The 24114-nt window shown below is 41.6% G+C and carries 24 protein-coding genes and 1 tRNA gene; 16 read left to right on the forward strand and 9 right to left on the reverse strand.

The features are described 5' to 3' along the window. Positions 1 to 42: 42 nt before the first annotated feature. Entirely contained in the window at positions 43 to 765 is a 723-nt protein-coding gene (locus PBAL39_RS04245; protein ID WP_008238650.1) for a class I SAM-dependent methyltransferase, read from the forward strand. Between the two features lie 17 nt (positions 766 to 782). Here PBAL39_RS04245 and PBAL39_RS04250 read toward each other — a convergent pair whose 3' ends face one another. Further along, complete coding sequence (locus PBAL39_RS04250; protein WP_008238652.1) at positions 783 to 1115, reverse strand: cupin domain-containing protein; 333 nt, start codon at positions 1113 to 1115, stop codon at positions 783 to 785. Positions 1116 to 1706: 591 nt separating this feature from the next. On the opposite strand from PBAL39_RS04250, the gene PBAL39_RS04255 reads away from it, so the two are divergent. Further along, the gene (locus tag PBAL39_RS04255; protein ID WP_008238654.1) at positions 1707 to 2453 is read left to right on the forward strand and encodes a LytTR family DNA-binding domain-containing protein; all 747 of its coding nucleotides are present in this window, start codon (positions 1707 to 1709) and stop codon (positions 2451 to 2453) included. A 242-nt stretch (positions 2454 to 2695) separates the two neighbouring features. Further along, entirely contained in the window at positions 2696 to 3781 is a 1086-nt protein-coding gene (locus PBAL39_RS04260; protein WP_008238656.1) for a sensor histidine kinase, read from the forward strand. On the opposite strand, the gene PBAL39_RS04265 is transcribed toward PBAL39_RS04260, so the two are convergent. Further along, the gene (locus tag PBAL39_RS04265) at positions 3767 to 6553 is read right to left on the reverse strand and encodes a lantibiotic dehydratase (RefSeq protein ID WP_008238657.1); all 2787 of its coding nucleotides are present in this window, start codon (positions 6551 to 6553) and stop codon (positions 3767 to 3769) included. The genes PBAL39_RS04260 and PBAL39_RS04265 overlap by 15 nt on opposite strands. 232 nt (positions 6554 to 6785) lie before the next feature. On the opposite strand from PBAL39_RS04265, the gene PBAL39_RS24490 reads away from it, so the two are divergent. Together PBAL39_RS24490 and PBAL39_RS25535 are read left to right on the forward strand one after the other, a co-directional pair. After that, a complete protein-coding gene (locus PBAL39_RS24490) occupies positions 6786 to 8972 on the forward strand; it encodes an ATP-binding protein (RefSeq protein WP_008238658.1) in 2187 nt (728 codons plus the stop codon). A 237-nt stretch (positions 8973 to 9209) separates the two neighbouring features. Then, complete coding sequence (locus PBAL39_RS25535) at positions 9210 to 9386, forward strand: hypothetical protein (RefSeq protein ID WP_198139762.1); 177 nt, start codon at positions 9210 to 9212, stop codon at positions 9384 to 9386. 185 nt (positions 9387 to 9571) lie between these two features. Here PBAL39_RS25535 and PBAL39_RS04280 read toward each other — a convergent pair whose 3' ends face one another. Both PBAL39_RS04280 and PBAL39_RS04285 read right to left on the reverse strand, forming a co-directional pair. After that, complete coding sequence (locus tag PBAL39_RS04280) at positions 9572 to 10279, reverse strand: OmpW family protein (RefSeq protein WP_198139763.1); 708 nt, start codon at positions 10277 to 10279, stop codon at positions 9572 to 9574. Positions 10280 to 10521: 242 nt separating this feature from the next. Beyond that, positions 10522 to 10710 (reverse strand): hypothetical protein, encoded by a 189-nt coding sequence (locus PBAL39_RS04285; protein WP_008238661.1) that lies wholly within the window; start codon positions 10708 to 10710, stop codon positions 10522 to 10524. A 385-nt stretch (positions 10711 to 11095) separates the two neighbouring features. Here PBAL39_RS04285 and PBAL39_RS04290 point away from each other — a divergent pair, with 385 nt between their 5' ends. Beyond that, complete coding sequence (locus PBAL39_RS04290; RefSeq protein ID WP_008238662.1) at positions 11096 to 11755, forward strand: phosphoribosyltransferase; 660 nt, start codon at positions 11096 to 11098, stop codon at positions 11753 to 11755. On the opposite strand, the gene PBAL39_RS04295 is transcribed toward PBAL39_RS04290, so the two are convergent. Continuing rightward, positions 11745 to 12008 carry a hypothetical protein gene (locus tag PBAL39_RS04295; RefSeq protein WP_008238663.1) on the reverse strand — a complete coding sequence of 88 codons (264 nt, stop codon included), beginning with the start codon at positions 12006 to 12008 and terminating at the stop codon, positions 11745 to 11747. The genes PBAL39_RS04290 and PBAL39_RS04295 overlap by 11 nt on opposite strands. Positions 12009 to 12150: 142 nt before the next feature. On the opposite strand from PBAL39_RS04295, the gene PBAL39_RS04300 reads away from it, so the two are divergent. Further along, positions 12151 to 14055: an AAA domain-containing protein gene (locus tag PBAL39_RS04300; RefSeq protein ID WP_008238664.1), complete on the forward strand. Its 1905-nt coding sequence runs from the start codon at positions 12151 to 12153 to the stop codon at positions 14053 to 14055. A gap of 104 nt (positions 14056 to 14159) precedes the next feature. Next, a tRNA-Lys gene (locus tag PBAL39_RS04305) sits at positions 14160 to 14232 on the forward strand. Positions 14233 to 14959: 727 nt separating this feature from the next. Here PBAL39_RS04305 and PBAL39_RS04315 read toward each other — a convergent pair. The 3 genes from PBAL39_RS04315 to PBAL39_RS04325 form a co-directional block, all read right to left on the reverse strand. Next, entirely contained in the window at positions 14960 to 15418 is a 459-nt protein-coding gene (locus PBAL39_RS04315) for a nuclear transport factor 2 family protein (RefSeq protein WP_008238666.1), read from the reverse strand. 44 nt (positions 15419 to 15462) lie between these two features. Further along, positions 15463 to 16362: an SDR family oxidoreductase gene (locus tag PBAL39_RS04320; protein WP_008238668.1), complete on the reverse strand. Its 900-nt coding sequence runs from the start codon at positions 16360 to 16362 to the stop codon at positions 15463 to 15465. 61 nt (positions 16363 to 16423) lie between these two features. Further along, positions 16424 to 16819: a VOC family protein gene (locus PBAL39_RS04325; protein ID WP_008238670.1), complete on the reverse strand. Its 396-nt coding sequence runs from the start codon at positions 16817 to 16819 to the stop codon at positions 16424 to 16426. Between the two features lie 118 nt (positions 16820 to 16937). Between PBAL39_RS04325 and PBAL39_RS04330 the strand changes: the two genes are divergently transcribed. From PBAL39_RS04330 to PBAL39_RS04365, 8 genes are all read left to right on the forward strand, one after another. After that, positions 16938 to 17297, forward strand: a complete 360-nt coding sequence (locus PBAL39_RS04330; protein ID WP_008238673.1) for a helix-turn-helix domain-containing protein — start codon at positions 16938 to 16940, stop codon at positions 17295 to 17297. A 231-nt stretch (positions 17298 to 17528) separates the two neighbouring features. Continuing rightward, a complete protein-coding gene (locus tag PBAL39_RS04335) occupies positions 17529 to 18338 on the forward strand; it encodes an SDR family oxidoreductase (protein ID WP_008238675.1) in 810 nt (269 codons plus the stop codon). Positions 18339 to 18407: 69 nt separating this feature from the next. After that, positions 18408 to 18812, forward strand: a complete 405-nt coding sequence (locus tag PBAL39_RS04340) for an SDR family NAD(P)-dependent oxidoreductase (RefSeq protein ID WP_008238677.1) — start codon at positions 18408 to 18410, stop codon at positions 18810 to 18812. Between the two features lie 72 nt (positions 18813 to 18884). After that, positions 18885 to 19796: an AraC family transcriptional regulator gene (locus PBAL39_RS04345; RefSeq protein WP_039866038.1), complete on the forward strand. Its 912-nt coding sequence runs from the start codon at positions 18885 to 18887 to the stop codon at positions 19794 to 19796. Between the two features lie 286 nt (positions 19797 to 20082). Next, positions 20083 to 20661, forward strand: coding sequence for a TetR/AcrR family transcriptional regulator (locus tag PBAL39_RS04350; protein ID WP_008238682.1), 579 nt, complete (start codon positions 20083 to 20085; stop codon positions 20659 to 20661). A gap of 128 nt (positions 20662 to 20789) precedes the next feature. Next, positions 20790 to 21791 carry a trans-acting enoyl reductase family protein gene (locus PBAL39_RS04355; RefSeq protein WP_008238684.1) on the forward strand — a complete coding sequence of 334 codons (1002 nt, stop codon included), beginning with the start codon at positions 20790 to 20792 and terminating at the stop codon, positions 21789 to 21791. A gap of 212 nt (positions 21792 to 22003) precedes the next feature. After that, positions 22004 to 22345 carry a nuclear transport factor 2 family protein gene (locus PBAL39_RS04360; RefSeq protein WP_008238686.1) on the forward strand — a complete coding sequence of 114 codons (342 nt, stop codon included), beginning with the start codon at positions 22004 to 22006 and terminating at the stop codon, positions 22343 to 22345. Positions 22346 to 22357: 12 nt separating this feature from the next. Then, on the forward strand, positions 22358 to 22681 hold the full coding sequence (locus PBAL39_RS04365; RefSeq protein WP_008238688.1) for a MazG-like protein: 324 nt from the start codon (positions 22358 to 22360) through the stop codon (positions 22679 to 22681). A gap of 140 nt (positions 22682 to 22821) precedes the next feature. Here PBAL39_RS04365 and PBAL39_RS24495 read toward each other — a convergent pair whose 3' ends face one another. After that, positions 22822 to 23979: a TlpA disulfide reductase family protein gene (locus PBAL39_RS24495; RefSeq protein WP_198139764.1), complete on the reverse strand. Its 1158-nt coding sequence runs from the start codon at positions 23977 to 23979 to the stop codon at positions 22822 to 22824. Between the last annotated feature and the right edge of the window lie 135 nt (positions 23980 to 24114).

Here is a 24114-nt window from a genome sequence, read left to right on the forward strand (position 1 = left end):
ATACCGGTATCCATTGCATATCTTGCTTAAAAATCAGAGATCATGTCAATAACATATACAGGTAAGGCGACAAACTCAGAAATTGAGGCCAGGTTCGATCAGGATGTAGCCCGTTTTTCAAATATGGATACCGGCCAGGCAACAACCCTGGATGCTCCGTTAACAATGGAACTGTGTACATCTGCAGCACTACAAGTGACGCCAGGTGCGACAGAATTACTGGACATTGGATGTGGTGCGGGTAACTATACGCTGAAAATGCTTTCAAAAATCCCCAACCTTAATTGCACCCTGAATGATTTGAGCCTACCCATGCTGTCAAAAGCTGAGGAGCGTGTCAGCGCACAGACCTCAGGAACGGTCAAAACTATTCAAATGGACATGAGAAATCTTGAACTTGGAAATGAGCAGTATGATATTGTTTTGGCGGCTGCTACGCTGCACCACCTCCGTGCTGAAGAGGAATGGCGCCTAATGTTCAGCAAAATTTTTAAAGCTCTTAAACCAGGTGGTTCGTTCTGGATTTCAGACCTCATCACACATGACTCCAGTGAATTGAATATTCTTTTTGAGCAAAAATATGGCGAATATATCGAAAGCCTTGGAGGACCTGAGTATAAACAAAAAGTATTTGATTACATCTCTTATGAAGACACTCCCAGGTCTATAAACTTTCAGTTCCGGATAATGGCTGAATGTGGGTTCCGGAATCTTGAAGTACTTCATAAAAACCTTTGTTTTGCCGCATTCGGGGGAGTTAAATAAAATTGTCTGTTACCTTGTTAAAGAAAATCTGCCCTATGCGGACTAAAGGTATCGATTAGTATTCCCTCTTCCAGACACACACACCCGTGAATAACATTCGGAGGTACATAATAGCCGTCACCACGACTGATTATTCTTTGTTCCGATCCGATCGTCATCTCAAATTTACCGCGCTCAACATAGGTAACCTGAACGTGGGGATGTTGATGTAAAACACCAATGGCGCCCTTTCTAAATTTTACTTTAACCAACATAATCTGGTCATCGTAGCCAAACACCTTTCTGCTGATCCCATTACCCAGATCCTCCCATTCGGATTCCTTGTCTATTTGATAAATACTGCCCTGCATTCTTTTAAGATTAAAAACAGGGTCAATATAGTTAAAAATAAGGACGCATAAAGACTGAAGAGCTAGGCATATAAGATTGCATCACACATCTCGTGTGTTTGTAATCATATTCTAAACCTGTGGGTGCATTGAAATGTTAAAAAATAAAGGGGATGACTCCCCTTCTATTTACAAAGTACGAGAACGTGCGGATATTTTGAAGTAATGGTATTAAAGTTAAAATCCCTAGTGCACCTCCATGCACTAGGAATCTTTTGTAGGGGGGATGAATAAAAGTAAGTAAGATCAACTATACAACAAACTCTTTTACACCAATAACAGTATATACGTGGTAAATCGACGCTTTTACGTGGCGAATGATTTATGAGAAGTCAAAATATTTTGCAATTATCCCAAAATCAAGATAATGGCAGCGTGACCGGAAATAGACAGCACAATTATGTTACTTTATCAGCGAATTTGCTTTAACTTTATACATTCTTAACAAATTTCATGAAATGACAAAATGTATTACGTGAATGATAGAATTAACGTGGTAGATGGTATTATCGATTGATAATTTGTCGTATTACAACTAAAAGAAGGGAGAAAATGGATAAGAAATTAAACTGTGTTATTATTGATGATGAGAAACACGCCGTAGAGCTTTTAGCTGAATATGTGAGTGCCATGCCCAACCTTCAACTCTTAAAATCATTTACGAATCCTCTGCACGCACTACTTGATATCTCAGCAGCCGATCAAATCGATATCATTTTTATGGATATAGATATGCCTGGAATGTCGGGTATTGACCTTTCAATGGCCGTTCGGGACAAAACAAAGTATCTTGTAGTGACAACGGCACATGCGAAATATGCATACGATGCGTTTGGTGTTCAGGCAAACGAATACCTGCTGAAACCAATATCCATGAGCAAATTTGCTTTGATGATCAAGCGGTTACTTGGTGAAATACAGCCCAAGATAACAGAAACTACAGTAGAAGACTTTTTTTTTATCAAAACTGATCAGGTGCAGAAGTATACAAAAATCAATATCAGGGATATTGTGATGGTGGAAGGGCTGAATAACTACGTTAAAATTCATACAACACAAGAAACTCATATTGCCTACCTGACCATGAAGGAAGTTGAAGCAAAATTAAATGGAGGACAGAGCTTCGTACGTGTTCAACGCTCATTTATCATTTCTATGAATTTCATCACAAAAGTTGAAGGGTATACCATCTTCCTTAATAACAAAACTGAAGTACCACTCGGTGTGACCTATAAAAAGCAGTTTTTGACCTATTTAGGTGAAAAAACCATGAAGTCCAAACGAACAATGTCCGATTGAACTCCATGGTGAATGACTGTGGTTACTGAACTCTGGTCCCCGTAACAGTCGATGTTAAGGTAGTAGTAGCATTCGTCGGGTCTGACAAAAATCCTTTTGTTTTCCTTGATTTAAAAATAAACAATGTGTTTTTCTTAAGGCTGATGGTTACTGGTTGCTTTTTCATGTTTTTTTTCTGAAAATTAGGAACCCTCGCAACAATCCTGAAAAGTATTACATTAACAACAAGTTTAATTACACCAATGAAATCGTTATTCCGTTATTTTTTTGACTTTATCCTCCGCCATCGTATTCATTTCATTGGTTGGTTATGCTTCATTGCATATGAAGTAATTACCGTTGGACTGATACAGCGTTTTGTATCATTTGGGCATTATGCCGCCTATTATGTATTCAACATTCTGCTCTTCTATGTCCACGCGCATATCGTGCTCCCTGCTGCCAAAATGAAAACGAAGATGGCCTTCTGGAGATTTCCATTATTTACTGTGCTGGAACTCGCAGTTTACATACCGACGCTGACATTCACTGTTCTGATGCTCAACAAATACAATATTGTAGCCATTGACCACGTGGAATGGAAAATGAACTATCTGACGAGCATCGGCTACAGAGGCATCTATTTTATCATGTTCTCTACTGGATATTTCTTCGTAATGAATTACCTAAACCAACGAAGGTTAGCTGCAATTCTAGAAAAGCAGTCCCTCATGACGATTATTGAAAAACAGCAAATTGAGAAAGACCTGGTAACCAGTCGGCATGCCCATCTTAAGGCACAGATCAATCCTCACTTTTTATTCAATACGCTCAACTTCATCTATACGAGCACACGAAAGAAGGCTCCCGAAGCCGCTGAAGCAATCATGACCCTGTCAGACATCATGAGGTATGCAATAGATGAAATGAGCACGGACAACATGTCCGGCCTGGAAGAAGAAATTGAACATGTTGAACAATTGATCAGGCTGCATCAGATCAAGGCCGGGAATGAACTCAACATTCAGCTATCATTTGAAAATAACAGGCCTAACTACCGGATCATTCCCTTTGTACTCATCACGCTCGTCGAAAATATATTCAAACATGGCGATCTGACAATTCAAACCGATCCAGCAACAATAGATATCTTTGCCACAAAGGGACAGATCATCATAAAGACACAAAACAGAATTAATCTCATACGCGAACATACCAGTCATCATATCGGCCTAGACAATATTAAAAAGAGACTAGACACTGCTTACGGTGAGAAAGCCCGCATCTCTGCGGGTATAACGAATCAGCATTATGTAGTGGATCTGACTATTGAATCAGACCTGGATTAAGCGGCGGTGTCCTTCCGCCATATACTTGTATAAAAAGCTATAAATCATCAGTTCATGGGTACGTTGATGACTGGCGAAATACCTGTTAATGTGCATATGGAAAAGGGCTGAAATGACTGACCTTTTCTTCGACACCGACGCAGCTGCAATTACGGAACAAAATGAATCAATCACCGATGCCATAGCGGGCGAAGGAACGTCTGACATTTTTTGAAACATCAACTCCCGAAAGAACTTCCACTCCTTATTGATTTTTTTAAATTCACTGCTGCTTAGTTTGTGTTCCTCTTCAAACGAAACCTTCACTTGTTTCACCAGTTCCAAACGTTCTTCAGTGTTCTCAATACAGCGTTCCAGCACATGGCACATCATCTGCGCACAGGATCTATATCGACGGTTAGGATCATCTTCCTGATCCAGAAGTGTCAATATATAATCACTATCAGCCATGAAATGAGCTTCTGTCAGCTTCATTTGCTGAGTTCCGTAGCGGGCATATTCCGGCATATAGGTTTTTATCTGAAGGTCGCTAATTCTTCCACTGTCCATGTCCGGGCCGAGCCGGTGCAGGAGATCAGAAAGATAAAGATGACTTTTGGACGGATGTTTCATTTGAACCCTCAGCCTGATGTGTGCCAAGGGATCCGTATATCGGATAAAAAACCAACACAGAAAATCCTGACCATGCACGCTGATGAATTTATTTAATACCCCGGTAAGCAAGCGGTCACAGTAGGCAGGATGGCAGTAAATCTCCAGATACAGCCAGTCTTTTCCGGGGAAAATCCTGCTTTTGGGGAGCCATATTTCCAATTGTGGATCAGGCGATACAGGTTGATATATTTGTTCATGATGACAGATGCTGAGCAGTGTCTGGGCAAGATATTCCTTCCCGGAACCGTCTTTAAAAATTTGCTGCTCTGATAATAACACTTCCTCTACCATAATATCCTTCTCCCGGTTTAGGTAATGCCGGAGATAGCCCAGCTCCGTTGGATGGTCAAGGTCGAAAACCAGTGTCTGATCAGTCTTGCCTGTTCGAATATATCGACTGACACCAAGTAAGCTGAGTTCATCTCTTAATTGATCTTTTGAAAGTAACTGATGATTTAGGCGCCATTTAGCAGTAGATAGGATAATATTTTGATACTGCATCCTGGGATAAAAGTCTAGCCCGGGTAACAACGAGCGGAGGTCCGGAAGTAATTGAGTTTGCAGGCCCTGATGCTGCAGATCACATAAAAATTTAAAAAGTGACAGGTCCGACCTGGAATAATTGTAGGCTGATGCCATTCTGGGCACCACTCGTTTATGGTATTTACCAGACATCAGGATGATTTCGTCATTACGAACGGTTACCACCAGATCATTGATGGCAATTGGATGCTTGCTACAGGAATAGTTTAACACACACAATTCGTAGTCATAGATGGATGCTCTTCTATTAATATTGTCCACTTTCTCCTCTGCCATATAACCAATATCAAAAAAAATGACCTCTGGATTTGCGGAGGCTTCTATGGCCGCCATCTGTTTACAATGCACCTTAACCTGTTCACTAGCAATACTAAACCTCCCGGCAAGCGCATTGCTGCTACTTCCACCAAGCTGTTCGATGACAATTTGATTACCCGCATAGCTGACCAACGCACTTATCGTATTGGGCAGAACAGCAGCAGGTTGCAATTGAATATCGGCATCCTGGATCATGATGGTATGATTTGCATCTTTTGAGCGCAACATTTCCTTCAATATCCAGGTAGCAAGCGGCGTCATTGTAGCGCTATTGGTGTAAACTTCCCCCACTCCTGCCAACTCGTCGACGACATCAGATACCATAAGTCCGTCCATCGCGGCATATCCAATCCCGAATTCCGGGTCCAGAACGGTTAACAGAGGGACTTCCAGCCCATCATACCTTCGTTTAAACTCACGTATAAACGTAGCCATGTCCTCATTGACTGCGGTTGGGGATATCCTGGATAGATGCGCTATACATTCACGTAAATGCTTTAATGGCCTGGCATCAACCCCTCCTTCTAATACATTTCGTTCAGCAATAATATACGATTTGTCAGCAAACGAAGCAGAAGGCAGTGCATTTCTTTCAAAATAATCCTCACCAATTATATTCCGATCCAGGTCGGTGAAAATAAGCTGCAGCTCCAGCAAAGCATTGATGATGCCAAGTAAAACTTCCTGCTCAACGGAATGTCTTTCTGCAAACAGCAGAACTTCCTGATAGGTCACCTGTCTGGTACAAAAGTCAAGAAGGGCTTCAATAAATATGCTTCTTTCAATTTCAGCCAACTCAAATGACTTCTCCTGGAAGGCAATAAAACGAATCGCATCATCAGCAACATAAGTGCTGGTGTTTGCAAAATAAACGCGTTCTGTTGCATTTAAATCCTGCACCAAGTGGCTTACGTTGGAGTAGGAGGACCAATCCCGGAAACGATGTTCACACTGCCTGTTTGAGAGTGTGATGTTTTGTTGAGCTCCGGATGATAAAGACGCAACTGCAATACCAGCAAAACTACCGTATGGCGTTCCTCTAAACTTACTTCTGTTAAAGTACTTCCAAATGGTATATTGGGTTTTAAAGTCAGCCCCAGCGACCCCTTCAGCATCAAGAGAGGCGATTTGCAGGTAGAATTCCGGGGATGATTGCGAGATGGCTTCTTTCAGCGTCTCCCAGACCTGAACAAGTTGGTCAGACAGTGAAAATGCCGGGATTCTCAATAACAGGGTTTGATTAATGTCAATTTTCATAGCAGAGGTCCTTATAAAGGCCGCAGAATATCGGCCTTAGCCCCACAATTTCCGGACGAAAACCTTGCGGTAAAAATCTTTTACACCAATCAAATGATATATTACACGAACGGAAATACATTTTTACAAGCTCAAAGACCTGAAACCAGCATGTGCGGCTTACTATTGTATCGACCATCTACAAAGCTGTAAATGCGTTTGTTTATTATTGGGGTTCTTCTTAGTTTTACATATGTACCATTTAAACGACCCTCTTTTTCTGGCAATATTCAATACACCTGTTGCCCGGATAATTGTGAAAGCCGATGCCCCTGATTTTACCATTGTCATTAATAACAGCGCTCATCAGCAGATTACACATCAACAGGATGCTGCCATTACCGGAAAACCATTATTTAATGTTTACGAGCGGCGCCAGGACCAGGGAGGAGATCTTGTTTACGATGGACTGATGCAAGCGATAAAGGAAAAAAATGTTGTTTTTGTTCCTCCCTTCCGATATGATATAATTAATGATCACGACATAAAACAAACGATTTGGTGGCACATTGACATCACCCCTGTTCTGGGACCAGATGGCATTCCCAGCTATTTGTTAGTTACGACTAATGATGTCTCTGATCAGATTATGAATCAGAAAGCACTTAAAGATGGAAAACAACGGGAGCAAGAATTAAATGATGAGCTTAGCGTCGCAAACATACAGCTTGCCTCAGCAAACGAGGAACTGGCTGCTACGAACGAAGAGCTTGCTGCTTCAAATGAAGAGCTGTTGTCAGTGATTGCTGAATTAAGCCGTGCCCAAGAGGAATTAAAACAGCTTAATGATCAGCTCGAGGTTAATGTTTTAAATCGTACAAAAATGCTGGAAGTGAGTTATCGCGATCAGCAAAATCTGAATGAGGAGATTACCGCCATAAATGAAGAGCTTTCTGCCTCCAATGAAGAACTTATCGAGTCCCAAAGTAATCTGGAATCTCATATCATCAGTCTTGCTGAGAGTGAATCAAGGTTCCGTAATCTGATCAGCCAGGCCCCTGTAGGGATCTGTGTAATCAGGTCTGCCGACATGATTGTTCAGGAGGTAAACGACGGATATCTGGAGGTACTCGGCCGAACGAGGGACATGATGGAAAACCGGATGATATGGGATGTTGTACCGGAAACCGCACCTGCTTACGAGCCGATCATGAGGAATGTGATCAAGAGTGGAGTGCCATATATTGCCAAGGAACATCCGGTAAAGTTAACCAGAAACGGCATCCAGGAAGAGGTGTATCTTGATTTTGTATATGAACCCGTGAAAAATGCAAATGGTGTAGTCATCAGCATCATGGTGGTTGCTATTGATGTAACCGACAAGGCCCGTGCCAGACAGAGCATAGCGGATGTCGAGGAACGGATTCGTCTGGCGATAGAAGCTGCCGAAATCGGTACCTTTGACTATGACATCACACTGAAGTCGATGGTAACCAACGAACGGTTAGATCAGATCTTTGGCTTTGATCATTCTGTGCCCCTGGAAACATTGATCCGTGTGGTACATAGTGATGACATGGTCAGGGTAAGAGAAGCGCACCAGGAAGCATTACTTACAGGTAATATGTTGTATGATGTGCGTCTGATCCATAAAGATGGATCCACCCATTGGATTCGTCTCCAGGGTAAACTTTACAAGGACATCAATTCGACTCCTTTCCGAATATTAGGTACCATTCTGGACATCACAGAATTTAAACGATTGCAGCAACAGAAGGATGATTTTATTTCCATTGCAAGTCACGAATTGAAGACACCGATAACCAGTCTTAAGGCCTCACTTCAACTGATGGAACGCTTGAAGGACAAGCCCAATCCTGAACTTTTCCCACGCCTGCTTGATCAGTCGAGCAAAAGCATGACAAAAATCACAGAGCTTGTCGATGACCTGCTCAATGTGAGCCGCATGAACGAGGGGAAAATACAACTGAACAAAAGCCATTTCAAAGTCTCAGAAATGCTGAATGAGAGCTGCAACCACGTTCGTGTTGCTGGAGTACATGAACTGATATTCAAAGGGGATAAAGACCTGACAATTTTTGCGGACGAGCACCGCATCGATCAGGTCGTTGTTAACCTGGTCAATAATGCAGTAAAATATGCGCCGGACTCTAAGAAAATTTATCTCCACGCCCAAAAAGTAATGGGTTTCATCAGGATCGCTGTACAAGACCAGGGACCAGGCGTTTCGCCAGATAAGATCCCCTATTTGTTCGACCGTTATTACAGAGCCGATGATTCTGGATTTCAGGTTTCCGGCCTTGGACTTGGCCTTTACATCAGTGCGGAAATTATTCAAAGACATGGTGGAGAGATTGGCGTTGAAAGCGATCTTGGAAATGGCAGCACTTTTTGGTTTACACTCCCTTCAGAGCCCTAACCAACTCGCTCAAATACAGCTTCAACACATGGATAAAAAATATTTTAAATAAAGTATACTAAATTAGTAGACATTATATATATTTGTCCAAGGCTTACTCATTGCCTTCATATTTGGTTAGCTCGTTAGAGTTTTGTTCAAAATATTAGCCAGGTTGGATGACCTGGCTAATTTTGTAAAAACCTTTTTGTTACAGGAATGTTCTTATTAGGTAAATCAACCAAGAAAGGATCTATCATGAACAAAGAACAAAATGCTAAACACGCCGGTACGATGCAGGGAAGCCCTACTTCAGACCGTGCTTATCATAATGTTAAAAATGATAAAAAACAACAAGGAATTACAAATGGCGGCGGACAAAGATCTGACCAGACTTCCAATAAAGATAATGAACGAAAACGCGGCGAGCGGTAAATTTGTCGCCAATCATACGATTAACTAAACCCAGGCACCATTCTTTTGAATGGTGCTTTTTTGTTGTAAATCTTGTACTATTGAAATAAAAAAGGTTCTGATCAAAAGACCAGAACCTTGCCAACGGCGTCATTTAGTGTTAATACATTTATATTTGGTTACAATATCAAATTGTGTTCTGGATTTTAAAATTTATACCCCAGGCCAAAGCCTACTAACCAGGGACGTATTTTTACATCTGCCTCGATATTGCTGAGTACCGGTGCCAGTGATGGGCTGTCTTCTGGAGTAAGATTTCCGGCATCAACCATTGCTGTCGTATTCAGAAATATCTTTTTCACATCGATGTTCAGGAATACTTTCTTGCTGATGTCAATATCAATACCTGCCTGAGCGGCAAAAGCGAATTTATTTTTATATTTCACATTGTTTACGATTGGGCCTTGATCAACGCTGTAGAAAATGGTATAGTTAACTCCAGCTCCAAGGTAAGGATTTACTTTGCCAACAGGATAGTGGTATTGAAGTGTCAGTGTTGGAGGTAATAACCAGACCTTTCCAAGGTCTACTTCAGCAGAATTGCCAAGTCCGATGGCACTAAGGTCAGACCCGGTAGTATTTACCTTATGTCTTGTTGTTCCAAGAATAAGTTCGGCGGCAAAATGACGGTTAAAAAAATACGTAAAATCCAACTCCGGAATAATGGAAGTTGAGATCTCAGCATCCCCACCAATCACCCCTATGCTCGACTCCTCCTGAGGAATCACTGCCAAACCACGTAGCCTGAGCCTCCATTCATGTTTCACGTCTTTTTCTTCTTCTTTTACAGTTTGCCCGAATACATGAATTCCGGCAATTATCATCGCTGCTAGTACGATTAGTTTCTTCATCATAATAATTTGTTGAGTTGAGGCAAAGCTATTCCGTCAGGCGGAAAAAAATAATGCCCTCAAACATCCTGATGTCTGATATTGATCATCCCTGTTTGAACGATGTGATCTCCATCACAACTTATACGCAACGCTACTTCCAAGGCGAACTTATGTCATACATACAATTGCGTTAAAACAAAAAACGCCTGCGATATGCAGGCGTTTTTTTTAAAGTATCGGGATTTATATGATGCCCTTTAGAATTACATGGAATCTTTCTTAGTCGTATCCATGGGAACTACTGTACTGGTATCGGTCATTCCCATGCTGGTGGTATCCGTCATGGTGCTATCCACCGCTGTTGAGTCTGTGTCCTCAGCTTTTTTTTCACTGCTGCAACTCGCTAATGCAATTCCAGCAAAGGCGATAATGGTTAGAATCTTAATTTTCATAATGGTTTTGTTTTGAGTTTATATTTAAGTTTTGCTCGTTTTAAACATCTGGCCTTATATCATCATTATTTCATATGATCAACCTGCATAAACAATCTTTTCATCTTCTACAATCATAAGAAACAACCTATTTCGGAAATTCCTCAAACATTTAACAAAATATACTGGTTTTAGTTTCCCAAAATTAAAAAATAAGCAAACCATATCAGCTGTAAACAATAGCCAGAGTTTGGATTGAAGCATTTAACATGAATTTACGCGATAGATTCGTATGTTTTTTTTTCGATTCATCTCTGGATATGTTGATTAAAAAAAGAAACCTTTATGTACCAGTTTTGTTACTAATCAAATTAGAACATTCATTACTGGTCCAATTCAAAAAACCATGTCTGATCAAAAAGAAAAGCATTTCAAAAATAGAAGGCAAGCCGGAGAACGACTCGGCAAATTTCTAGAGCCAAAATACAGGTCGCTAAAGCCGGTTGTTTTAGGAATTCCACTTGGTGGAATTGAAGTTGGTTACTATGTATCGATAGCGTTAGAAGCGGAATTTTCAGCAATTATTTCTAAGAAACTACCCTATCCCGGAAACGAAAAGTTAGCATTCGGAGCCGCATCTGAACAGGGTGAATCCTACATTACCGCGATGGGAATCAACACCTTATCGACTGATGTGATTTCTAAAGTTGTTGAAGGGCAATTTGAAGAAGTTGAGCAAAGGGTCAAATTATACCGGAAGGATGCCTCACTTCCCGAACTTAAGGGCCGTGTAGTGATCATTGTGGATGATTGTATAGCCAGTGGATCCACTATTGTTCCGCTAATTACCCTATGTAGAAAGCTTGATGCTGCTCAGGTCATCCTGGCCACCCCAGTTGCAGGCCACAACCTGGATCCAAACCTGAACAAAGCTGACGCGCTTGAGGTGCTGATCCAACATCCTTTCTTTCATAGTTTAGATCAAGCATATGAAAAAAACCACATCGATCATCATAAAATTATGCTCATGTTAAATCCCGTATACCAGGCACAACCTAGGTTCTGATGATTTTTTCATCTTCTTGCTCTTTGTCATCATCCCGTTGATTTCCCAAATCTGCTTCAGGTATGTTCTGGTCGTGCTCCATGGACTTTGCATCACTCGATAAATGAGCATCCTTTTGCTCTACCGCAGGCAATTCATCACTCTCGCGCCGATCCGTGCCACTATTAAACTTCGGTTTGTTTAATTCTTCTGTTTTTTCTACCTGATATCCCGGTGTCCCCGGTTGAGGTGTCGCTTTGTCATTTTTCATCATAAGGTTGTTTATTATAGACAGCTTAATCTTAAACAATATCCCAATTAGAAAGTTTGCGAAAAATAGGATGCATGCTCAAAGGCGTCAATTTAATTTTACCTTTACGCTCAAAAGCACATTTATTTACACAAATCTCCTCTGATTGGATTACTTCAACAAATTACTGGATTTATTAAAAATAGAGCAGGAAGAAGACCTGCTGTCCTACAGAAAATTAACGGAGACGACGTCGGCTTCTGAACGCCGTGCAAATGGACTGTGTTGGTATCCCGTAGCCATCCGGGGTACTGAAATCGGACGGGGAGATTATCTTACGGTTGAAATTGAACGCACCACTCATCAGGACCTGCCCCATCAGCTGCGTTTCGGTGCCTCCGCTGCGTTATTCTCCAATCATGACCTGAAAGATCGTATAGAGGGTGTCATAACGCATCAAAACGGGAATAAGTTAAAAATTGCAGTCCGCATAGATGAACTGCCTGACTGGGCACGTGATGGGAAGCTGGGCGTTGATGTGTTGTTTGATCAGAATAGCTATGATGAAATGCAGCATGCATTAAAACAAGCCGACTCCATTGATGGGCAGGGAGGGACTGCTGATCTGGTTAAGACGCTGACCGGCAACCGTACTCCTGAGTTTAGTATTGCTCATTACCAATACCTTATCCCCTCTTTAAATGTCATGCAACAACTGGCGGTAGACAAGATCTTATCTGCAGATCACCTCGCTATTGTCCATGGCCCACCCGGAACCGGAAAAACCACAACTTTGGTGCAGGCTGTCAAAGCACTGAGCAAACAAGATCATCAGCAAATTCTTGTGGCAGCACCAAGTAATACCGCGGTTGACTTACTGACTGAAAAGCTGGCGGAACAGGGGCTAAATGTGCTGCGTATTGGGAATCCCTCAAGGGTTTCCGAACGGCTCATGTCATTAACGCTGGACAGTAGAATGGCAGAACATCCGGAGATGAAACAAGCCAAAGCGCTAAAAAAGCAAGCCAATGAGTATAAGAATATGGCTCATAAGTACAAAAGGAACTTTGGGAAAGCTGAAAAAGAGCAGCGTAAAGCCTTATTCGACGAAGCTCACAAAATTATGAAAGAAGTGGGCAATATTGAACAATACGTCAGCGATGATATCATCAGCAAAGCCGATGTGATTGCTGCTACGCTTGTGGGCGCAAATCACCATACGATAAGAAAGTTGAAGTACAAGACTGTGATCATTGATGAGGCAGGACAGGCACTGGAGCCTGCTTGCTGGATCCCCATTATAAAGTCGGAGAAAGTCATATTTGCGGGGGATCACTGTCAGCTTTCGCCAACGATCAAATCAAATGAGGCCGCAAAAAAGGGCTTAAGCAATACTTTGATGGAGAAAATGGTGAATCAATATCCGGAGTCAGTGGTGCTGCTCGAAGAGCAATATAGGATGAACAGGTCTATTATGGAATACTCCTCTGAAGTATTCTACCAGGGAAAACTAAAGGCCCACGATTCTGTCGCCACTCACCTGCTCTATGATGACGATAAGCCGCTGTTATTTATTGATACTGCTGGAGCCAGTTTTGAGGAAAAAACTGAGGGACATAGCATCAGCAATCCTGATGAAGCCTCCTTCGTTTCAAAACAATTAGAAACGTTGGTTCAAGAACTCAGTCTGAGGTATTCGATCGAAGATTTCCCTACTGTAGCCATAATTTCACCTTATAAACAACAGATTGTTCACATAAAGGAACTGCTTCAGCACTCACCTGACATCGATAAGTTCAAATCTAAGATATCAGTAAATACAATTGACAGCTTTCAGGGGCAGGAACGTGATGTAGTCGTAATCAGCATGGTGAGAAGCAACGATGAAGGGATTATCGGATTTCTAGCTGACATACGACGGATGAACGTGGCAATGACCCGTGCAAGGAAAAAGTTAATTGTTATTGGCGATAGTGCAACCTTATGCCGACTCCCTTTTTACGAAAATTTTATTGCGTATGCCCAAAAGCTGGACGCCTATCAAAGTGTCTGGGAATTCATCAACCTATAGGGAAATAGACACAGGACAAAAAATATTTATATTTTTTTTGAAATTTATTAGCAACTTAATAATAATTTTCTACCTTTGCACTCCCTAAACAAGGGAAATTAAATGATTCCGTAGCTCAGCTGGTAGAGCATTACACTTTTAATGTAGTGGTCCTGGGTTCGAATCCCAGCGGGATCACAGAAAATAGTATCAAAACTACGTAAAAGCTTGCAAATCAAATGATTGCAAGCTTTTTTGTTTACCGGAAAAACCCAAAATATGCACGAAATCGCATATAAAATGTGCATCATTCGGCGCGTCGTTCTTATCACCTCTTAATGTTATCGTTATGAAAACTAATTTTAGCGTGCCTTTCTTTTTGAAAAGGCCAAAGAACTACACACAGGGGCTGTTTACTTCATTTTTCTAAGAATTGCTGTGGACGGAGTTCGTGCGGAATGTCAACAAGCTGGAATTGCAAGCCGGAACGGTGGAATGCAAAAGCCGGAGAAGTCATCGGTAAAAAGGAAGATGTTAAAATCCTGAATGTCTATTTGGAAAATATGAAAGCGGAGGTTTATGCAGTATATAGCCGGCTGAACGCGACCGGAGCTGCAACAACCGCTGATAGCGTTAAATGCAAATTCTTGGGTAAAGCCGAAAAAACACACACCATTATGGAGGCCATTAAAATCCATATGATGTCAATAACATCCTTTTTTTGATCAATTATCATATTGTGTTTATACCCTACCAGCCCCTCAAACTTGAGTCTGCGGTGCTTTCCAACCTTCAAAAAGTCGATCTCACCATTTTCCAGAAGCTAACAAAATAAGGTAAGGACGCCATTACTCCCTTTGAAAAACAAACAGGCCTTTAGATCATTTCTAAAAACCTGTTTATTTTTTTGAAAATGTTGCGATTTCTAAATTCCGGTAAGCACTGTTGGATTCCCAGTACGCCATATATTATCAATTGTGACGCGCTGGATAACCCATACATTATCCTCCCTGATTAATTCAACATCATAACGGTTTTTCATAAGATAATAATGCGAATGATCTTTTGAAGGTACGTGTTGTGCTTCTACAAGCACATCCATCATCGCTTTATCTCCATCAATTTTCACCCGTGGATTACTCACAGAGTGCGTGGTGTCTATTTGGTTCAAAGATCCCATAAGTGCTGAAACAATCGTTTCACGACCTTCTAATACCGGATATTCAAAACCTGCTTTTTTTCCGGCTGGTCTGAAGTCAGATATAGCATCCACTGTAAAAGCAGATGCAAGGAGTTCCTGATCACGTAGGTCAATGCCCGCGGCGAACCTGTAAAGCGTTTCAATAACAGCAAATTTGTCTGCTGCTTCCTGTAGATTTTTCATTTGATTTTATTAATTAATAATGTAAGATTAAAATTATTGTGTAATCATGATTCGATGTTTTTATCATGATTTTTATGACCGTACTGTTGATGTAGAAATTCGATCAGGCTTGTTTGCTTACGTCCGGTAATTCGCTCATAAGTATTCGATATTTTATCGAATTCGCCCGCGACTATTGCCCTGGCAGATAATGAACTAAGTTCAATAAGAGCTGGCGGTACACCGTAATTATCTAATGCCTTTGCAAAATCCTCTTCAGATGGTGATATATATTTAATGGTGATACCACTTACCTCCGAAATGAGCTTTGCAACTTCTTCAAAATCATAAGCCTGTTCACCGCTTACTTCATAGCTTTTTTGTTCATGACCTGTTGTTGTCAGGATTACAGCAGATAGCTCGGCTATATCTTGCCTGGCAATGAATCCATTTTTTCCATGCCCAGCAGGAAAGTATATCGTTTTGCTTTGCAGGATATCTTCACCTACAAATAGCGGAATCACTTCCATATAATAGTTGTTAAGCAAAAGCGTATAGGATATTCCCGAATCCCGTATCGCATTTTCGGCGATGATGTGTCCTTCGGCCAAAGTGAGCAAGGGATGAGCTTCCGCCCCCCCTTTTCTTGAAAAGCTGGTGTAAATAATGTGTCCTACATTTGCCTCAATGGCCGCCGCTACTACATTCTTATGCTGTGTCAGCCTGCCTTCCAGATCGGGCCCGGAGATAAAGTACAGTTTGTCTATATCTTTAAAGGCTTTGACCATAGAACCTGTATCGTCGTAATTTCCTATGCGCACCTCTATCCCCCTGTTGTAAAATGCTTCCGCTCGTTTGTCGTTTCGCAGCATGACTGCAATATTTTCTTTTGCTGTCTTTGTGAACAGTGAATCAAGGACAAGTCCGCCGAGTTTACCAGTGGCGCCAGTAATGAGAATTTTCATAGTTTATCGTTTTATATTAATCTCACATTGTGTTAATAGTTACAGGGTAAGGCTTAGTTCCCTATGATCCCATATTTGAAAAAGTTGTATGGGCGACCTCGATGATCTGCCCGTCAGGGTCGTAAAAATCGATGGTATAGTAATCTTTTGAGTAGGGCATAATCTTCGGCCCACGGATCACTTCGGCCCCTAAAATTGCGAGAGCCTGAGAAACCTGATCTACCTGTTCCTTTTTTGTAGCCTGAAAGCAGAGGTGCCTAATGCCGAGTGAGCGTACTTTTTCAACTGCCTTCATTTCAATAAAGTAAATGATCATCATACCATCCGAAAAAGATAGGTTACTTATTTTCTTCCAACCGATCAAGCTTAGAAAGCTGTAATAGAATTTTATGGACTGTTCCAGATCGGATACCCAAAATTCGATGTGGTTTATGCCTGGCCTTAATTTTGAATGCATTTGACTGGATTTAAATTTTTTAATTTGAATAAATGATAGCACAAAGGTAAAAAGGCTAACTTTACTTTTGATATGGGTTTCCCAAAGTAAAGTAGGTTTACCTGAATTTTAAACAATCATGAAAAAGATAAAATCAATAAATGAAGAGCAGGGCGACTGTTCAAAAATGCTCTTCGCCATACAAGATACATTAGACCTTATCAGTGGTAAATGGAAGATCAAAGTAGTGGGTGTCCTTCTCTATGGCAAAAAGAATTTTACTGATCTGCAGCACCGCATCGACGGTCTTGGCGCTAAAATGCTTTCCAAAGAATTACAGGAACTGGAGATTAACGGACTGCTGACCCGCACCGTAAACGCAACCAAACCGATTACGGTGACCTACGAACTTACGCCATACGGGCACACATTGGAACCTATCATCATGTCCCTCGCTAATTGGGGAATGGAACACCGCCAAAAGATCATAGGCCGGTAAAGAAATCCAGGAGTGTGGTCCCGGATCAATCCAAAATCTAGAATTATATAAAAATAATACAAGGCTAAATGTCTTCCCTTTTTAGTCGGCGGTGGCTTTTTATAATGTTCTTATGGTGATTTTATATGTGCCCGCATGATCCTGGTCATTTCGGCTACTATATTTACCGATTCGGTTAATGCTGCAGGCCTAAGAGTATTGATTTTTGCATAGTACAAAAACAGAGAGATTATGCAAAATACAATTTTTATTACAGGAGCTTCTTCAGGACTTGGAAAAGCTGCGGCGAAACTTTTTCAAAGCAAAGGCTGGACCGTGATCGCTACAATGCGTGATCCTGAAAAAGAACAGGAACTAAGCAGCCTTGAGCGGGTACATCTTTATCCGCTTGACGTAACGAATCCTGATCAGGTAAAATCTACAATTGACGAAGTCTTAAAACATTTTAAGGTTGATGTAGTCTTCAACAATGCGGGCTATGGTATGGTCGGTGGTTTTGAATCCTATTCCGAGAACGACATTCAGCGTCAGATTGAAACCAATCTCATAGGCGTGCTCCGGGTTACACGGCCCTTTATTACCTATTTCAGAGAACAAAAAAAACAAGGCCTTCTTTTGACCACTACCTCTGCTGCAGGTATTGCAGCAAATCCACTAGCATCAGTTTACAGTGCCACCAAATTTGCGCTTGAGGGCTGGAGTGAGGCGATTAATTACGAGGTGAACCAGTTTGGTATCCGTTTAAAAACAATCGCACCAGGAGGAATGGCTACCGATTATGCAGGGCGCTCTTTGGCCTATATCGAAAACGCTGCATATACCCCCCTATGGGAAAAAATGATCGCCGGATTTGAGGATGGTAGTACCGGGGTTCACTTTTCAACAGCCGAAGAGGTGGCTGAAGTGGTTTTTGAAGCCGCAACCGATAATAGGTCACAATTACGCTATGTAGCGGGACCGGATGCACAAAAAATTGTAGATGACCGTAAGGAGCTGGGACAACAGAAGCAATTTGAGCTGATCAGTAAATCATACCAGTAATGAGGACAATATTTATTACAGGGGCATCTTCCGGTCTGGGAAAGGCAACAGCAAAATTATACTTTTGGATTGCTCGGGTATCTAACCTGCCCCGTCTATAATGCAAGCAAGGTCGGGGTTGATGGTTTCTCTGAAGGTTTGTCGCATGAACTCGCCCAATTTAGGGTGAAGGTTAAAGTGGTTGCGCCAGGCGAGATGCAGAACGATTTCGCGGGAGGTTCCCTACAGGGCGCAATGCACACAGCGTATGCCCATTTAACTTCCAAAGTAAGTGAAGGCTATAGTGAGGAGCAGATGGCAAACTCCACAAAGGCCGAAGATGTAGCTGACACTGTCTTCGCAGCAGTAACCGACGGGAAAGATCAGCTTCGTTATGTTCTAGGTAAAGATGCCATTGGACTATATTCGGATCGGTTTGAGATTGATCCGGAAGCGCAAGCTCAAAAGATCAGAACAGTTTTATATTTTAATTAGCCTAATATCCCTGCCGGGACATATCCGCTCCGCGCAGGGATTTCAGTTTCACTTTCATTAGATTTGTATTCCATGAAAAAGCAACCGGTTATTTTTAACTCTCTCTCACAGCTACATAAGGCGATGGGGCAACCAGCACCGACACATCCGCTGATTAGTATCATGAATTATGGTGAGGCCCATTTCGATCCCAAGGATTTTGAACAGGGCATTATACTGAATTTTTTTAAAATATCCTTTAAGACCGCTTTCTCTGGCAAAATTAGATATGGACAGGGCCATTATGATTTTGAAGAAGGTGGCATGTCCTTCATCGCTCCCGGGCAGGTATTGCGGATGCAGGACGAAGAGGCCGACTACAGTGGGATGACTCTGCATATCCACCCAGATTTCCTGAGGTCCTATCAGCTGGGCAAATCGATCAAACATTACGGATTTTTCAGTTATTCTGCTGCCGAAGCATTATATCTATCGGAAAAGGAAAAGAAAACCATTTTGAGCATCTATCAGTTTATATATGATGAGCTACAGGAACGGATAGATAAATTTAGCCAGGATGTCATCATTTCTCAGATCGAAATGCTCCTGAACTATTCCAACCGCTTTTATAACCGGCAGTTTATCACCAGAAAAGTGGTAAATAGTGATATACTGGCTAACCTGGAAACCTTGCTTGACAACTATTATAACAACGAAGAGTCTCTGATCAGCGGTCTGCCATCGGTGAATGCCGTTGCGGATCAGCTACAGCTCACCCCACGGTACCTCAGTGATTTGCTACGTAGCCTCGTAGGCTTAAATACCCAACAGATTATCCATGAAAAGGTTATTGAAAAAGCAAAGGAATACCTTGCCAAGGACGAACTGACCGTTGCCGAGGTTGCCTATCATCTGGGATTTGAACATCCGCAGTCCTTCAACAAACTATTCAAAAGCAAAACTTCACTCTCTCCGCTGGATTATAAAAAGACGCTGCTGAACTAATGTAACATTGCCCATTGGACGAATATAAAATCAGCGCTTCAAAACTAGCTGGGGATCAAACTGTGTTGTTTACAGTTCAGAAAAGCTGGCTATTGATCTTGTGTAATAATTCATCATTTGCAATATGAAAAAACCATTAAACAAATTGTAAACATAGGTACACTTTTTATCGTTAACATAGGCGGCTAGCATCGCAGGTGCATGGGACTTCAAATATAAAATCAATGTCAAATTTTATTTTTCTGTAACGGTTGTTACAGAAAACAAATACATTTGCAAGCAGATTATGGCAAGAAACGTAGAATTTGATGAAGAGTTAGCTATTTCCAAGGCAATGGATCTGTTCTGGAAAAAGGGATATACAGGTACTTCTATGCGAGATCTTTGTGACGTTATGGGCGTAAATGCCAGCAGCATCTACAATACGATCGGAGATAAACATCAGCTTTTCATAAGGTGTATTAAGTATTATACAGAATCTAGGATGGAAGCTGCCAGCAAGCAGCTGAAGCTTATTGGTTCGCCATTTAAAGCGATAGAAAAATTCATCAATGCCTCTGCTTATGCGATCACAAACGAGCCCGATAGCTGCTTAGCAATTAAGACTACTTTTGAAATGGCGGTTTCCGATGAGCAGGTTCAGAAGATACTGAAAAAAGATAACGACTTTACCTACAGTCTGATATTGGACCTGGTAACAAAGGCATTGGAGCAGAAAGAGATTACTATTTCGCAGGATAAGGAAATGCTGACCGACTTTATTATTAATCATTTTACAGGTTGGCATGAGTCCTTTATTATTCACAAGGATGCAGCAAGGATAAAAAAGATGGCTAAGTTCCTGATTGAACAATTGAGCAGATAATTTTTTTTACCCAATTCTGTAACGTTCGTTCTATAATTATTGCATTGCCATGCCGGAAAACTATATCATGGACGGAGTAAAAGTGCCTACAATTTTATAGGCTTAAAAATTAAAACAATCGTAAAAAAATGAACAATTCAAAAAAAATGCTCCTATATGGAGCTGCGGGTTACACTGGAAAGATTATTGCTGCCCGGGCAAAAGAACTGAACCTAGATTTCGAAATCGCAGGCAGAGAAGCCGATAAAATTATGGCCTTAGCAGCAGAACTTAACGTTCGCTATCATGTATTTACAGTAGACAACCGAGAAGCCTGGCAGCTTGCACTCGGTGATAAAAAAGTTCTGGTCAATGCAGCTGGACCCTTTCAGCATACCGCAAAACAGGCAATAGACGCCTGTTTGCTTGCGGCTGTGCATTATCTTGATATCAGTGCAGAATTGGAAACCTATCAATTGGCAGAATTGCTGGATAATGAGGCCAAAGATGCAGGTATTCAATTAATATCCGGTGCTGGGCTCTTCGTAAGCTATGACGCGCTTGTAGTTCATCTAGCGAAACAGGTAAGTCAGCCAATCAGTTTAAAAGCCGGCTTTCGTCATTTCGGGGGATTTTCAAGGGGTTCCGTACTAAGCAGTAAAAACATTGCCGATCTGGGATCATTGGTGCGCAAAGACGGGGAACTTATCCAGAGTGACAACCTGGATTCCAAAGTATTTGCTTTTGGAAGTGAAGATGTGGAGTGCATGCCTACACCTTTGGGTGGTATTATCCTGAGCTATAAATCTACTGGGATCCCAAATATAGAAGAATATTTTTCGCTTAAACTTCCTGCAACGCAACTGCCGGATTTAACCCTGGCAAACTTGCCCGATGGTCCCACAGAAGCGGAACGTGCAGCAGGTAGAAACGGCATATCAGCAGAAGTTACCGGTAAGGATGGCAAAGTAGTAAAAGCTTATATCGATGCGCCTTCGGGCTATAACCTTACGCCCCTTTCTGTAGTAGCTGTGGCAAACCGCATACTGAATGATGATTACAAAACTGGTTACCAATCCCCGGGCTCAGCTTATGGCGAAAGTATTATTGGGGACATACCGGATACACATTTGCATTCAATACAATCCTAAGTGTTTTCTCAAACCGCTGCATTAGGTTAGCTGTTGGGTATTACAAAATATGTAGAATAACCAAAGGTTCTGTCTCAATACCAGGGATTGGGTTAAGGGTTCGTCAAAACGGCAACATATTTCTCCTTTTTGGCGAACTTTCCCTTTGTGGCTACAGATACCTTTGTATTGTACAAATAAAAACTAAAACCGATGCGGTTGAAACAATATAAATGATGAATATACAGACTTTAATCAACGAATGGATTGCTGTGGGCAATGCATTTGATACAGAGCGGTACCTGGATTTTTACTTAGAAGATGCCGTACTGGACGACCCCTCGGTCGGGGAGGTATTTAAAGGGCGCAGGGAGATAAAAAAATATTTTGACAGCTATTTTATCGGGTACAACACGCGTACAGAGCTGGTGAGCTTAGATTTAATTAATAATACCCAAGCCTTTATCGAAGTAAAATTTTCAGGCAATTTTTCTGAAGGAAACATTGGTGGATTTTTCGACGTTACTTTTAAGAATGGTAAAATAGCTTTTGTAAAGGCTGATCTTATTCACTAAAAACATAATAATATGAAAAATGATTCTTTTGAAACCATAATCGCCCGCTCCCTGGCATTGAGGGAAAAATATCATTCGCTTGAGGTTGAACACCATGGTAGCGAGTGGACTGTAGAAGAAGATGCGCTGGCATTTTTAACTGATGCCGCCCTAGTGGGAAGAAATATCATGTCACAGCAGAATAGATGGCCTAAAAGCAACTCTGAAAAGGAGTTGGAACATAAACTTGGTGAAAGTATCTGGTGGTTGATTGTGCTTGCGCAACGGTCGGAAATTGACATCAAACAGGCCGTTAGAAATTTTTTGGACAAAACAGAAGGCATTATGCCTGGCTGAAAAATAAAAATTGTGGATTCCAAAGTATTATCACACAGCTGAACGATATAACAACAATGACCACAACGTTCATCCCATATGTATAAAAAAAGCCACCCTCAAAAATGAAGTGGCTTTTTCTAAAAATTACATAACCTCGCCTATTTCGCGAATACTTTAGCTAGCATCAGGTCCAGCTCTTTCTCATCCTCTCCAGATCCAACATATCTTCCAATGATTTTACCACTGGGGTCAATCAGTATCTTTGTTGGGTAGGAACGAACATTGTATCTGACGGTAATGTCTGTATTCATATCCGGCGAAACCTCTGTTTGCGACATACTGAATCCGCGCAATACATGCTTCCATACACCAATGCCATCCTTCTCCACAGCGGCTCTCCAGGCATCCTGCTTGGAGTCATCATCTGAAATCCCGATGATTTCAAATCCATTTTTTTTGTATTTATTGTACTGTGCCAACAAATGCGGGTTTCCTTTACGACATGGCACACACCAGCTCGCCCAAAAATCAAGCAACACATATTTCCCTTTGTAGTCGGCAAGGCTTAACTTTTTACCTTTAATATCTGTGCTGGAAAAAGCCGCAGCAGTCGTACCTGGGATTCCAATCATCCTTTTCTCCAACTCAGAACTTATTGACTTTCCATACTTTCCATTTTTAATGTTTTCCGGAAACCCTGCATAGATCTTTTTAATCGTATCTGTAGGGATATCCTGACTGTTTGCCACTAGATGTGCAGTGACGAACGACTCCGGTTTATCATGAAAAAAGCCATTTTTCGCTGCTGCGTATTCGTCATTGTAAGGCTGTAACACCCATTCCCTTAACCTGTCAGCTTCGTCACGATCAGTTTTGCTGATGTTATTAAGGCTGTCCAGTACCCCTTTCCAGCGGTTGTCAATGCGGTCATACTGTTCCAGGAGTCCGTCAAACTCGGCCTGAGCTACACTTCCCTTAATTCTGGCATTCACCAGGGTTCCGTTGCTTGCCGACAACTCCATCACACCTGGTTCGAGAAAAAAACTGGTCGAACTGCCCTCGGGCCTGCGTTTCGCCACATCTTCAGTAATTAGGAATGCAAAAGTAGGTTCGTTAATCTTTCCACTGAAATGAAACGAATCACCAGACACGATGGCGCTGTCGGTCACTCCTTCACCCTTCATATTGCCATAAACAAGGTATAACTTTTTCCCCGAGAGTCCGGAGACTACTCCATTGAGTGTAAAACTGTCGTTCTGTTGCGCGGCACATGGAATGGCTATAGCTGATAATAGCAAACAAATTAAATACTTCATATTTTTCATTAATAATTTATCGTTCAATTAATTGGTGTATCCAGGGTTTTGATGTCCACGCAGGCTGGGATTGCGTGAGATCTCTTGTGATGGCAAAGGCAGCAGTGCCTTGTACGGCGCCCAGGTGCCCCCCTT

This window comes from Pedobacter sp. BAL39 (assembly GCF_000170795.1).
In the GTDB taxonomy this organism is placed as follows: Bacteria; Bacteroidota; Bacteroidia; order Sphingobacteriales; family Sphingobacteriaceae; genus Pedobacter.